Genomic DNA, 13,216 nt, shown 5'->3' on the forward strand with positions numbered 1-13,216 from the left:
GCACGATGGTGAACTCTCACGCTGGCCGTGAAAGCAGACGTACTGTCGCGCTTATTTCAAGAATCTTGAGGCTTTGAACTCTATGTCTTCAGGACACCTATTATCCCGTTCACTACTGAAGTTACCGATGTCGGTGCTGGTGAAAGGGACGGCGATTCCATCTAATCCGATCCAAGATCTGGATATCGATACTCATAAACCGGTGATTTACGCCTTACCGTTTCGCTCCAACGTCGACTTGCTGACGTTGCAAACACATGCCAAAGAAGCTGGGCTGCCTGACCCTTTAGAGCCTTTGATGCTGAATGGCAAAGCTTTCCAGCGCTATGTGTTTATTGCTTCGCGCCCAACGCTGCTGAGTAGTGATCAACATGTGCCGAGTGATTCTATTGCGTTGTTTTCTGAGCTGCTGACCGAGCATAAGCTCGACAGTGAGTTGGATGTGCAGGTGATTCCAGCAACGGTTTTGTGGGGACGTAAACCGGGCAAAGAAGGGCAAGAAAGACCCTATTTGCAAGCGTTGAATGGTCCGGAGAAAGCGCTGGCCGTCTTGGCTTCTGGCCGTGACTGCTTGGTGCGTTTTAGCCCTGTCGTTTCGATGCGTTACATGGCGGACACCCACGGCACCGATGCCTCGATCGCGCACAAATTGGCTCGTGTAGCACGCATTCACTTCTCTCGGCAAAAACTGGCGGCATCTGGCCCCAATTTGCCGCAGCGAGCACAACTGTTTGCCCGCTTGATGAATTCTCCTGCGATTGAAAAAGCGATTGCGGACGAAGCGAAATCCAAACAGATCCCGCTTGAGAAAGCGCGCAAAGAAGCGCACGACATTCTGGATGAGATCGCGGCGGATTTTTCCTATTCGCTCGTGAAAAAAGGCGATCGCATTTTAGGTTGGTTGTGGAACCGCATCTATCAAGGGTTAAACATCAATAACGCGGCGACCGTGCGTCGCTTGGCACAAGATGGTCATGAAATTGTCTACGTGCCTTGTCACCGTAGCCATATGGATTACTTACTGCTTTCTTATGTGCTTTATCATGAAGGCATGGTGCCGCCGCATATTGCTGCTGGGATTAACCTGAACTTTTTCCCTGCTGGGCCGATTTTCCGCCGCGGCGGCGCGTTCTTCATTCGTCGCAGCTTTAAAGGCGCGCCACTTTATTCAACGATTTTCCGTGAATATCTTGCTGAGCTGTTTGCGAAAGGCTATTCGGTGGAATACTTCAGCGAAGGTGGCCGCTCGCGTACTGGTCGTCTATTACCTGCCAAAACCGGCATGTTGGCGATGACCATTCAAGCTATGTTGCGTGGTTTGAATCGTCCAGTGACTTTGGTCCCAGTCTACATCGGCTATGAGCATGTGATGGAAGTGGGTACTTACGCCAAAGAGTTACGCGGCAAACGTAAAGAGAAAGAGAATGCCGGTTTAGTGCTGCGCACGCTGCGTAAGCTGCGCAATTTTGGTCAAGGTTACGTGAACTTCGGTGAGCCGATCCCACTCAACCAGTTTTTGAATGAAACCGTACCGCAATGGACGCAAGATATTGACCCGATGGGCGAGAGCAAGCCGCAATGGATGACTCCAACGGTGAATAAACTCGCGACCCGTATGATGACGCACATCAACGATGCGGCTGCGGTGAATGCGATGACCTTGTGTGCGACGGCGCTGCTTGCTTCGCGTCAGCGTGCCTTGGCGCGTGACAACCTGATTAAGCAGGTGGATTGTTACTTATCACTGCTGCGCAATGTGCCGTATTCAGCCACTTCAACGCTGCCGAGTGAGAGTGCAGAGAAGCTGGTTGAACATGCAGAGTCGTTGGATAAGTTTGTGGTGGAAACCGATACCATGGGCGACATTATTTCGCTGGATCGTAACCAATCGATCCTGATGACTTATTATCGCAACAACATTATCCACTTGTTGGCTCTGCCATCGCTGATCGCTCAGTTGTTGATTCGTCAGCAAAGCGTATCGCTGGAAAAGGTGCAAGCGACCGTTGCACAAATCTATCCTTTCCTGAAACAAGAGCTGTTTTTGCGTTTTGAGGCAGAAGAACTCAACGATCTGGTACTGCGTTATGTGGCGGAGCTAGCACGCCAAGGTTTGGTTACGGTGGAAGGTAAAACGGTCACCTTGAATCAAGCGCAAACTCAAGTGCTGATGCTGCTGGGGCGCATTATCTCCGAAACGCTGCAGCGTTATGCGATTGCGCTGAACCTGCTTGTGAGTTGCCCACATTTGGGTAAAGCCGAGCTGGAAGAGAAGAGTCAGGAAGTGGCGCAGCGCCTCGGTCGTTTGCATGGCATTAATGCGCCTGAGTTCTTTGACAAAGGGGTATTTGCTTCGCTGTTCGTGACGTTGCAAGAGCAGGGATATCTCGATGAGCAGGGTCGCTGCGTATTAGAAACGGCGAAGCCGCTCTCTCGCCAGCTTTATGCGCTGATCTACCCAGAAGTGCGCATGACGATTCAAGAAAGCTTGTGTCAGGTTGACGCGTAACGACAGTGCTCTAGCCAATCGAACTGAATGAAAAAGGCATCCTGCGGATGCCTTTTCTTTTCCCTTAAAGCTGGGATCACCAGACGCTGAGCAGGATGCCTGCGGTGATTGCCATACCGACATAGTTGTTATTCAGAAACGCCTGAAAACAAGGCATGCGCTCACGATAACGGATCAGGTGCTGTTGATAAGCGAATAACCCTGCGGCGACCAGCAGACCCCAGTAGTAGCTTGTGCCAAGCGCTAAACCTTGGCCTAAAGCAACCAGTAAGCCCAGTGTCGCCAGTTGCAGCAAACCAATAATGCGTTTATCCCAGCGCCCAAATAAGATCGCAGTCGATTTGATACCAATCTTCACATCATCATCTCGGTCGACCATGGCGTATTGAGTGTCGTAAGCAATCGTCCACAACGCATTAATCAAAAACAGCACCCAGACTTGTGGAGGCAGCGTATCTGCTTGAGCAGCCCAAGCCATAGGAATCGACCAACTGAACGCGAGGCCAAGCACCAGTTGAGGCAGGTGAGTGAAGCGCTTCATAAACGGGTAAACAAAGGCTAACAGAATACCGATAACAGAGAGCTGGATAGTTAGGGTATTCATGGTCAACACGAGTAAGAACGAGCTGACAGCAAGAAGAACAAATAACAGTAAGGCTTCTTTGGCCGAAACTAACCCTGCGGGCAATGGACGTTGGCTCGTGCGCTTCACATGGCCATCGACATGGCGGTCGGCGTAATCGTTGATCACACACCCAGCCGAGCGCATTAAAAATACGCCTAATACAAACACCACTAAGACGCGAAGATCCGGCAAGCCTTGTGCCGCTAAAAGCAGCGCCCACAGAGTAGGCCAAAGTAAGAGTAGGGAGCCAATCGGGCGATCCATGCGCATCAGTTGCCAGTAAGCGCGCGCTTTAACAGCGGTCATTTACACTCTCTCCTTAGAGTAAATCGGGGATGTGGCGAGAAACAGCTCCGTCACTAACATGGGTTTGTTGTTCATCCATAAGCGAGAGCGACGGGCTAATAGTCGTCCGAATTCTGTCTCTACCCAGCCAACTTGCAGTGCATCTCGCTTAACATTATCCGCACTAAATACGGTGAGACCTAGTGGAATTTTCCCCTGTTGGGTGAAATCAAACTGCTGATTGTGCATCGATGAGCGCGGGATCAAGGTATGGCCGAATACCCAAGGTTGTTGGTCGCCACAAATAATCACTTGGCGCAGAAGATACTCTTCAGAGGCGAGCAACTGAGTCTCATCATAGCTCAGGGTGTCCGCTGGCATGATTTGGTTACTTAATAAGTCTACGGTCAGATGCTCACACTGCGTCGCCATTAGGCGCGAAAGAGAGCCTTGTTCGAGTAGCCATTGCTGAGCTAAAGGGTCTGGAAATTCAATGTCATCAGGCTGTTGCCAAGTGACGCGATTCAGTGCGGCTAAATAGAGCGAAGTTAATTGATTCATACTATTATTCAATTTGACGCTTTACCCGATTACCCTAGCTACCTGCAATACCACCGAGTTTGGGTATACAATAAAGCTCAGATTTTGATTCCAAACCAAAGAGTTCGAACGCGGAAAGCATTTTATTTACCAAATGGATGCTCTATTGTAACAAGACTCCGGCGGTTCGAGTATTGCGAACAGAATAAAGAGCAGACAGAAATATGCTAAAACGTTACGTCGTCCAAATAATGCTCGCTTTGAGCTTAATGCTTTCCTTTGCTAGCAATGCCGAAGATCCACCGGCAGTGCCTCAACTGGCCTATTTCACTTTAGAGCCCGATCTCACCACCAATTTTTTTACCAAAGGTAACCAGTTGGGTTATATCCAAGTGCGTATTGATATTATGGTCGCCAACGCGGCGGATTTGCCAATTGTCGAGCAGCATCAGCCTTTGATCCGCGATGCGGTGGTTGAGCTACTGGGCAAACAAACCGAAGATACCATCAAATCCCTAGCTGGGCGTGAGGATCTACGTAAATCGTTAGTGAATCGTCTCAATAATATCTTGTTGCCTGAGGTAGGCCGCACAGTGATCGCCGATTTACTGTTTACCAAGTATATCTACCAATAGTTTGGTTCTTTCTTCATCGATTAAAGAGTAAAAAAGCGGCTGAAGCCGCTTTTTTACTCTGGTGCGAAGGGCGGGAATTACGCTTGCTGGTCGCGTTGGCTGTCGAGCCATGCCAGTACGACCCCGCTGATTAAGCCAGCTAAATGAGCGGTATTGGCAATCGCCATAAACGGCTGCACATAACCTAACACTAACCAGATCAGCATAAAGCCCATCAAGGATCTTGGAATGGATAAACCCAGTTGGGGGGCGCGCTGACCAAGAATCCACAGATACCCAGCCAAAGCATAGACAACACCGGATAGGCCTCCAAAATTCGCGCCTTCAACCCAGTATTGACCGGCACCAGAGATAATCGCGGACACCACAAACAGCTTAATCAGTCTGACACTGCCAAGGCGCTGTTCAAGATCGCCCCCAAATTGCCACCACCAGAGTAAGTTAAAGGCAATATGCATGACGGAAAAGTGCAGTAAAGCATGACTAACCCAGCGCCAAATTTGCCATTGCTGGCCAGCAAGAGCGGGAAAATGTAATGCATTAAACATTGCATCTCCCGCACCAAACGTTTGCAGAGTAAAGATGATGATACACAGCGCCATAATAAACAGCGTAAACACTCCAGCTTTGGCTTTAATCAGACTGAGTAAATTGGGCGATGCGTAATGAAATTGGGGGCGCTTTTGATCAGCGACTTCCCATGAGGCGGCTTGGTATTTTTCCGCATAAGGGTTCTCTAAAAACAGCGCGAGTTCAGCTTGTGCGGTTTCGTTGTGTTGATCTTGGATTACCCAAAGAGTGAACTGACCACTTGCATCCGGCATCATCTGAATTTCAATGTGATGGGCGGCCATGTAATCGATAAACGCTTGTGCCGCTCGCGGATTATTTAAAGTGGTCAGTAAATGCATCAGTGGTTAACTCGCTTCGATGGGAAGATTGGCGCGTTGCCAGGCGTCAAAACCGCCATCCACACTATACACCTCTTCAAAACCTTGGTTAACCAGATATTGGGCCGCCCCTTGGCTACTGATGCCGTGATAACACATGACTAAAACCGGCCGATCAAACTCAGCTTGTTCCATGAATGGCACCATGGATTGGTTTGTCAGGTGGTAAGCGTTTTTAGCATGAGCGAGTTGAAAAGATTGTGGGTCGCGAATATCGACTAAATGAGCCTGTTTCTGCTCCATCATGGCTTGTGCTGCATTAACGTCGATGTGTAAAAAATGGTCCATAGGTTTGCTCTCATTTGGCATGCCGAATCGGGCTAATTGTAACCTATTCAAGTTTAGACAAGTACTGGGCAAGAGTAGGGTTATCCACTTGTGATTAAAATGGCAGCACCTGTGGGTAATCCTGTGAATTGCGTTGATAAAGTGGTTTTGTGATTTTCGATCCACAATATGTAGCGATGATCCTGATTTTGCTGTGGGTAATTTTTAAAGTATCCCCAATCGATGAATCGTAATAAAGCCTTGAAATAGGCGGTTTGATGACAGTGAATAAAGAAATTTGTCACAGAGTTATCCACAGACTGATTTGCGCAACGAGATCCCGAGTGCGATCTAAAATCGGATCACTGCAGCGCAATTGAACGTTTGAGTTAAGTCTGTTTCGTGAGAAGTCACTGGAAGGGGGGAAAGGCAGAAACTAAGAATGACCTGCGTAGGCAAGTCATTCGCTCACTTATCGAAGCTTGAGTGACGATGAGCTTAGTGCAAAAAAGAGGTTAACAGGGACACTATGCTCTCGCAGCAAAGCTGCCACTACTTGATCTTGATGATATGTCCGCATTCTCTGCAGATGTAGACTTCTTTAATACCAATCAGCTTTTGCCAAAGTGTGCGCCGTTTACGTTGCAAATGATTCGTGTGAGTACAATTGAGCATAATATATAAGTTAATTATGGAAAATTGCTACGAATATTACATTTGCTGCATAGTAAATGAAAGTGATCTTGGTTCAATAAAATGATATGAAATTAAATTGATAATATTGTCATTTATTTAATTCAAACAACAACTTAGAGTTGTTGCTGGTGATTTTGATAACCTCACCGAGAGGGAGTGAACGAAGCTGTGCAACTTTCTCACTGATGAGATGGGTAAACATAGGTTCATTACGTTTTCCACGGTGGGGAACGGGGGCTAAATAAGGACAGTCGGTTTCTAAAATCACGTAGTTGAGATCGAGCTGCGGGATCACTTGATCCATGCCGCTATTTTTAAAAGTACTGACTCCACCAATACCGAGATGAAAACCAAGATCATTGATCGCTTTTGCCTCATCAACACTGCCGCCAAAGCAGTGAAAAACACCGCGTAAGCGACCATCTTGCGCTTGCTTGAGTAATGCTAATGTCTCGTTGAGCGAATCTCGGGTGTGAATGACCACGGGCAAATCCAGCTCTTTTGCCCAGTTGAGTTGGGTTAAAAACGCCATTTCTTGTTCGGCTTTAAAAGTCTTATCCCAATATAGGTCGATACCGATTTCGCCCACGGCAATAAAAGTGTGGCGAGAAAACCACTCATAAATGGTCGCTAAAGTCTGTTTTACATTGGCATCCACATAGCAAGGGTGGAGCCCCATCATCGAATGGCAAAGATCTGGGTAGGCTTCTTCTGTTGCCAACATGGGCGCAATGGAATTGAGGTCAATATTAGGCATCAAGATTTTTTCAATACCGACTTTTCTAGCGCGAGCGATCACCTCATCGCGGTCATGGTCAAATTCACTGGCATAAACGTGGGCATGGGTATCAATCATCGGATCATCTCAACATTCGGTTTTGTGGCGAGTATACGTGAGTGTGAGCACGAGGTCATTTTTGGCTTTTTCCTGCTTTGCCGCTAGCATGCCGAGCCGAGAGTGATATGATTTTGCCCAGCACTTCCCTCAGCACCTGATTTTTCAGGCACTGACCACATAAGAAGGAGAATAGAGTGTCGGTATCCATTCAAGGTCAATTTCCTGGGCGTCGTTTACGCCGCCTGCGTAAACATGATTTCAGCCGTCGCCTTGTGGCCGAAAACCAGTTGTCGGTGAACGATCTGATCTACCCGATGTTTATTTTGATGGGCAAAGATCGCCGTGAAAAAGTCGATTCCATGCCTGGCGTAGAACGTTTATCCATCGATTTAATGCTGGAAGAAGCACAGTACCTCGCTAACCTCGGTGTGCCTGCGATTGCTCTGTTTCCTGTGGTCAATCAGGATGCAAAAAGCCTATGTGCTGCCGAAGCTTACAACCCTGAAGGCTTAGTTCAACGCGCAGTGCGTGCGCTGAAAGAGCATGTGCCGCAAATGGGCGTGATCACTGATGTGGCGTTAGATCCATTCACAACTCATGGACAAGACGGCATCATCGATGAGCAAGGTTATGTGTTGAATGATGAAACCACTGAAGTGCTAGTGAAACAAGCACTGTCGCATGCTCAAGCTGGTGCGGATGTGGTAGCTCCTTCCGATATGATGGATGGCCGCATTGGGCGTATTCGTCAAGCATTGGAAGAGGCGGGGTTCATTCATACTCAAATCATGGCTTATTCCGCTAAATATGCCTCGAATTACTATGGGCCATTTCGTGATGCGGTCGGGTCATCTGCGAATTTAAAAGGTGGCAACAAGAAAAACTACCAAATGGATCCCGCCAATTCCGATGAAGCTTTGCATGAAGTCGCGATGGACATCAATGAAGGTGCGGATATGGTAATGGTGAAACCCGGCATGCCCTATCTGGATGTGGTGCGTCGAGTCAAAACTGAATTGCAGGTACCGACCTTCGCTTACCAAGTTTCCGGTGAGTATGCGATGCACAAAGCGGCAATCATGAATGGTTGGTTGAAAGAGCGGGAAACGGTATTCGAATCTTTACTCTGCTTCAAACGGGCAGGTGCAGATGGCATTTTGACTTACTTTGCGAAAGAGGTGGCTGAGTGGTTGGCGGAAGATAGCGCAAAAGCTGCGCAATTCTTACCTAAAAAATAAAGAATACACCGCGCTAATAAAGCAAAGATCAAGGCTGACGTAAGTCAGCCTTTTTAACATCCCTAAGCCACTGCTTTTCGCGGTGGTGATTGTTTGAGGAAAAATGATGCTAATTCGTGAAGGTTCCCTGAGTGAAATTGTACAAATCGTTGAAAAAATTCATGAGTTTGCACAGAAAGAGACGGAACAGAGCTTACAAGCTCGGCTGAACGATAAGACTTGCTTAGTGCTCGTTGCAGAAAATGAGAGCGAATTGCTAGGTTTTAAAATGGGTTACGAGCTCGATAATAAAACGTTCTACAGCTGGTTTGGCGGTGTGACTCCTGCCGCACGAGGGCATGGTGTCGCGCAGCGCTTACTTGACGTTCAAGAAAAATGGGCGTTAGAGCAGGGGTATCAACGTATCAAAGTGAAATCGCGTAATCAGTTTCCCGCCATGTTACGGCTGTTGATAAAAAATGGTTATCTCATTGAAGATTATGAGAAAAAAGAATCCATCGTCGCGAGCCGAATCCACTTTGTTAAAGTGATCTAAAAATAAATGAGATTTTTTCTCATTTGGGTGTTGACTATTAAATGAGAACTATTATTATTAACCACGTCTTAGGGAACAAGTGAAGGTTCACCAGGACGTTAAGTCACCCTTTATCGAGTCATCGATGTGTGGTAGCGAAACGGCCGAACTTAAGCAGGTTCTTTTTGACACGACATTGCTCACATTGCTTCCAGTGTAATTTTTAGCTTTTTGGTAAAGCGAATCAAAAAATTGGCTTTGACCTCGTTTGCTAGGCGACATCTTCGGGTGTCGCTTTTTCTTTTTATGACTCTCGCCCATGAAGTTATCCACTGAAGCTTAATATTATCCCAGCAATGAGTGGACAAGTATGAAGTTTCACTGCACTCATCCACTGGCCAATCCATCACGTAAGCAGAGTGAGCAAAAGGGCAGCGAGTGTCTTTTCCACAATTTACGATCCGCAAAAGATCATTTTATTTTCAATCGATCCTTTTTTTTGTTGTTTAAAAACATTAACTTAAAAATTAATCATACAGTAAATTTATCGGTTTTAAATCGGCGTAAATAAATCTATAAACAGAGTTATCCACAGAATGCTGGGTTGCGTAAGTGGATCGGATATCCCCTGAATGAGCCAAAAACGGTAACAACATGGAATCCAAGCAGTAGTCGTGGCATCCTAGGCTCATTTACTTACGTTTGGATAATCCTTCTATGGCTCATATACCTGACAATCCATTGATTTTAATCGACGGCTCCTCTTACCTTTATCGTGCATTTCATGCTTACCCGGGCACCATGAGTAATGGTGAAATCCCAACCAACGCCATCTATGGTGTGGTAAACATGATTCGCAGCATGATGCGCCAGTTCGCTTCGGATCGTATGGCGGTGATTTTTGATGCCAAGGGAAAAACCTTCCGTGATGAGATGTACGATCAATACAAGGCGCATCGACCACCTATGCCAGATGAGTTGCGCTGTCAGGTTGAACCTTTACACCAAGTTATTCGCGCTATGGGTTTACCGCTGTTGGCGATTGAAGGTGTAGAAGCTGACGATGTGATTGGTACGTTGGCGCGCCAAGCCTCACAAGCTGGTATGCCTGTTTTGATCAGTACCGGCGATAAAGATATGGCGCAGTTGGTGGATGATAATATTACCCTGATCAATACCATGACCAACGTCGTGCTGGATCGCCAAGGTGTGATTGAAAAATTCGGTATCCCGCCAGAGCTTATTATCGACTACCTCGCCTTGATGGGCGATAAAGTGGATAACATTCCCGGCGTACCTGGGGTGGGTGAAAAAACCGCGACCGCACTTTTGCAAGGGATTGGCGGCTTAGAAGCGCTGTACGCCAACCTCGATAAAATCGCTGCTTTAGGCTTCCGTGGCTCAAAAAACATGGCACAAAAGCTGGAAGAGAACCGCGATAATGCCAAGCTCTCTTATCAACTCGCCACCATCAAATGTGATGTCGAGCTTGAGGAGTCTCCGCAAACCCTGCTAAAGCAAACGCCAGATCGAGATGCGTTGATGTCGCTCTACGGTAAGCTCGCCTTTAAATCTTGGCTGACCGAATTGCTTGATGGTGGTACAGGTGTTGTGACGGCGGACGAGCAAACGAAAACCTCTTCAGTTACAGTGTCAACCGCAGCAAGTCATGCGGCTGCGATTCCTGAAAGCCCTGCGGCCCACATCGATCGTAGCCAGTATCAAACCATCCTAAACGAGCAAGACTTCCAGCACTGGTTAGAGAAGTTACAACAAGCCGAGCTGTTTGCCTTTGATACGGAAACCGACAACCTTGATTACATGGTCGCCAATTTGGTGGGGATGTCGTTTGCGGTTGCCGAAGGTGAAGCGGCTTATCTGCCAGTCGCGCACGATTATCTGGATGCGCCGCAGCAGTTGGATCGCGACTGGGTGATTGCCCAGCTGAAACCTCTGCTTGAAGATGAAAGCAAAGCCAAAGTGGGCCAAAACCTCAAATACGATGCGAGCGTGATGGCGCGCTACGGCGTTGAGCTGCGTGGTATTCGCCACGACACTATGCTGCAATCCTACGTCTATAACAGCGTGGGCGGCAAACATGATATGGATAGTTTAGCGCTGCGTTTTTTACAGCACAGCTGTATCTCGTTTGAACAAGTGGCAGGTAAGGGTAAGAACCAGCTCACCTTTAACCAAATCGCTTTAGAAGAAGCGGCACAATACGCGGCAGAAGATGCGGATGTGACGTTGCGTCTGCATCAGCGTATTCATCCGTTGATTGAGCAAGACGCTAAGCTTGAGCAAGTGTATCGCGAAATCGAAATGCCACTGGTACCTGTGCTATCACGTATTGAACGTACGGGCGTGATGATCGACGACATGCTGCTCAGTGCCCAATCGCAAGAAATTGCGTTACGTTTAGATCAATTAGAACAAAAAGCTTATGAGTTGGCAGGTCAGCCGTTCAACTTAAGCTCGCCGAAGCAGCTACAAACCATTTTGTTTGAGCAGATGAAGCTGCCTGTATTGCAAAAAACGCCATCCGGTACCCCTTCAACCAATGAAGAAGTGTTGCAAGAGCTGGCTTTGGATTACCAACTGCCGAAAGTGCTGATTGAGTACCGTGGTCTGGCCAAACTCAAATCGACTTATACCGATAAGCTGCCGAAGATGATTAACCCCAATACAGGGCGTGTACATACTTCCTATCATCAAGCGGTGACGGCCACTGGGCGTCTCTCATCCACCGATCCTAACTTGCAGAACATTCCAGTGCGTAATGAAGAAGGACGCCGTATTCGCCAAGCGTTTGTTGCTCCGCACGGTTGGAAAATCATGGCGGTCGACTACTCGCAAATCGAGCTGCGTATCATGGCGCACTTGTCGGGCGATCAGGCGTTATTGGATGCTTTCCGTGATGGGAAAGATATCCATGCGGCGACAGCGGCAGAAATCATTGGTGTGCCGATTGATCAAGTGAGCAGTGAGCAGCGTCGCCGAGCGAAAGCGGTGAACTTTGGTTTGATCTACGGCATGAGTGCGTTTGGTCTGGCAAAACAGCTCGGTATTCCACGCGGTGAAGCACAAGAGTATATGGATAAATACTTCGAGCGTTATCCCGGCGTGATGCAGTATATGGAAGATACGCGTAGCCGTGCTGCACAATTGGGTTATGTCGAAACCATCTTCGGTCGTCGCTTACACTTGCCGGAAATTACCTCACGTAACGCTATGCGCCGCAAAGCGGCTGAGCGGGCAGCGATCAACGCACCGATGCAAGGCACCGCGGCAGACATCATCAAAAAAGCCATGTTGTTGGTGGATGAGTGGATTGAGCGAGAAGGCGATGGCCGAGTCAAATTACTGATGCAAGTACACGATGAATTGGTCTTTGAAGTTAAAGAGTCATCTTTATCCGAAATTGAAAGTAAAGTACAACAGCTGATGGAGTCAGCGGCCGAGCTTGCAGTGCCTTTAGTGGCTGAAGCTGGTCACGGCGACAACTGGGATGAGGCACACTAGCTCGATTTTCCAGCGAAACTGAAGAAATACATGAGCCAGTGCACGTTCGCTGGCTTTTTTTATCGCTAAAAAAAGTTTACCTAGCTCAGACAGTTATGTTGTTTAACTAAAATTTAATGAAAAAAAACTACAAAAAATATTTTCAATTCTGACCAATTGTTGTACATTAGCTCGCGTAGGGTACAGAGGTAAGATGTTCTATCTTTCAGACCTTTTGTTTCACGTTATTGGATTAGGCTGATTCAGCCGCCCCAGTCACTATTTGACTGGGGCGTTTTTTATTGGGCGCTATTTCGCGTTGATAGCCCCGCTTTTAGCCTATATCTCTGCCCATTTTGTGGTCGTTCACTTATGTACTTTAAGCGGATTGATTCGACAAAAAACACTCCATTCTGTAACTAAACACCATTCACACTTTTATTATTTCTAACGAGAAATCAAGTCTCTAAAACACAGCATTTAGGCCTTCGAACGATGCTGAAAGCCAAGAGCAGTAAGGGTTAAGCTATCTTGAGTCATCTGATCTTGAGCGTTTTGTGCCGACTTGAAAAAGAGCCGCGTTTACGGAATGCTTGGACCATAACAATAAAAACCGTT

At 47.4% G+C, this 13,216-nt stretch carries 11 protein-coding genes; 6 read left to right on the top strand and 5 right to left on the bottom strand.

What is annotated here, in order from left to right:
* Window positions 1-82 precede the first annotated feature (82 nt).
* Window positions 83-2,509, top strand: coding sequence for a glycerol-3-phosphate 1-O-acyltransferase PlsB (gene plsB, locus CEQ48_RS19205; RefSeq protein ID WP_089072287.1), 2,427 nt, complete (start codon window positions 83-85; stop codon window positions 2,507-2,509).
* A 76-nt stretch (window positions 2,510-2,585) separates the two neighbouring features.
* On the opposite strand, the gene ubiA is transcribed toward plsB, so the two are convergent.
* Complete coding sequence (ubiA, locus tag CEQ48_RS19210; RefSeq protein ID WP_089072288.1) at window positions 2,586-3,440, bottom strand: 4-hydroxybenzoate octaprenyltransferase; 855 nt, start codon at window positions 3,438-3,440, stop codon at window positions 2,586-2,588.
* The gene (locus tag CEQ48_RS19215) at window positions 3,441-3,980 is read right to left on the bottom strand and encodes a chorismate lyase (protein ID WP_055032075.1); all 540 of its coding nucleotides are present in this window, start codon (window positions 3,978-3,980) and stop codon (window positions 3,441-3,443) included.
* 203 nt (window positions 3,981-4,183) lie between these two features.
* Here CEQ48_RS19215 and CEQ48_RS19225 point away from each other — a divergent pair, with 203 nt between their 5' ends.
* Window positions 4,184-4,594, top strand: coding sequence for a flagellar basal body-associated protein FliL (locus CEQ48_RS19225; protein ID WP_055032076.1), 411 nt, complete (start codon window positions 4,184-4,186; stop codon window positions 4,592-4,594).
* A 77-nt stretch (window positions 4,595-4,671) separates the two neighbouring features.
* Here the strand turns inward: CEQ48_RS19225 and glpG are convergent, their stop codons facing one another.
* The 3 genes from glpG to CEQ48_RS19245 form a co-directional block, all read right to left on the bottom strand.
* Window positions 4,672-5,505, bottom strand: coding sequence for a rhomboid family intramembrane serine protease GlpG (gene glpG, locus CEQ48_RS19230; RefSeq protein WP_089072290.1), 834 nt, complete (start codon window positions 5,503-5,505; stop codon window positions 4,672-4,674).
* 6 nt (window positions 5,506-5,511) lie between these two features.
* Window positions 5,512-5,832 (bottom strand): thiosulfate sulfurtransferase GlpE, encoded by a 321-nt coding sequence (gene glpE / locus CEQ48_RS19235; protein ID WP_089072291.1) that lies wholly within the window; start codon window positions 5,830-5,832, stop codon window positions 5,512-5,514.
* Window positions 5,833-6,595: 763 nt separating this feature from the next.
* Window positions 6,596-7,363: a TatD family hydrolase gene (locus CEQ48_RS19245; protein WP_089072293.1), complete on the bottom strand. Its 768-nt coding sequence runs from the start codon at window positions 7,361-7,363 to the stop codon at window positions 6,596-6,598.
* Between the two features lie 176 nt (window positions 7,364-7,539).
* On the opposite strand from CEQ48_RS19245, the gene hemB reads away from it, so the two are divergent.
* The 4 genes from hemB to spfP all read left to right on the top strand — a co-directional run bounded on the left by hemB (window position 7,540) and on the right by spfP (window position 12,860).
* Window positions 7,540-8,583: a porphobilinogen synthase gene (hemB, locus tag CEQ48_RS19250; protein WP_089072294.1), complete on the top strand. Its 1,044-nt coding sequence runs from the start codon at window positions 7,540-7,542 to the stop codon at window positions 8,581-8,583.
* 106 nt (window positions 8,584-8,689) lie between these two features.
* Window positions 8,690-9,118 (top strand): GNAT family N-acetyltransferase, encoded by a 429-nt coding sequence (locus CEQ48_RS19255; protein ID WP_198301309.1) that lies wholly within the window; start codon window positions 8,690-8,692, stop codon window positions 9,116-9,118.
* A gap of 696 nt (window positions 9,119-9,814) precedes the next feature.
* Complete coding sequence (gene polA / locus CEQ48_RS19265; protein ID WP_089072297.1) at window positions 9,815-12,619, top strand: DNA polymerase I; 2,805 nt, start codon at window positions 9,815-9,817, stop codon at window positions 12,617-12,619.
* 193 nt (window positions 12,620-12,812) lie between these two features.
* Window positions 12,813-12,860 (top strand): small protein SpfP, encoded by a 48-nt coding sequence (gene spfP / locus CEQ48_RS20635; RefSeq protein ID WP_438356636.1) that lies wholly within the window; start codon window positions 12,813-12,815, stop codon window positions 12,858-12,860.
* The last annotated feature ends 356 nt before the right edge of the window (window positions 12,861-13,216 follow it).

The sequence above is a fragment of the Vibrio tarriae genome, from assembly GCF_002216685.1.
In the GTDB taxonomy this organism is placed as follows: domain Bacteria; phylum Pseudomonadota; class Gammaproteobacteria; order Enterobacterales; family Vibrionaceae; genus Vibrio; species Vibrio tarriae.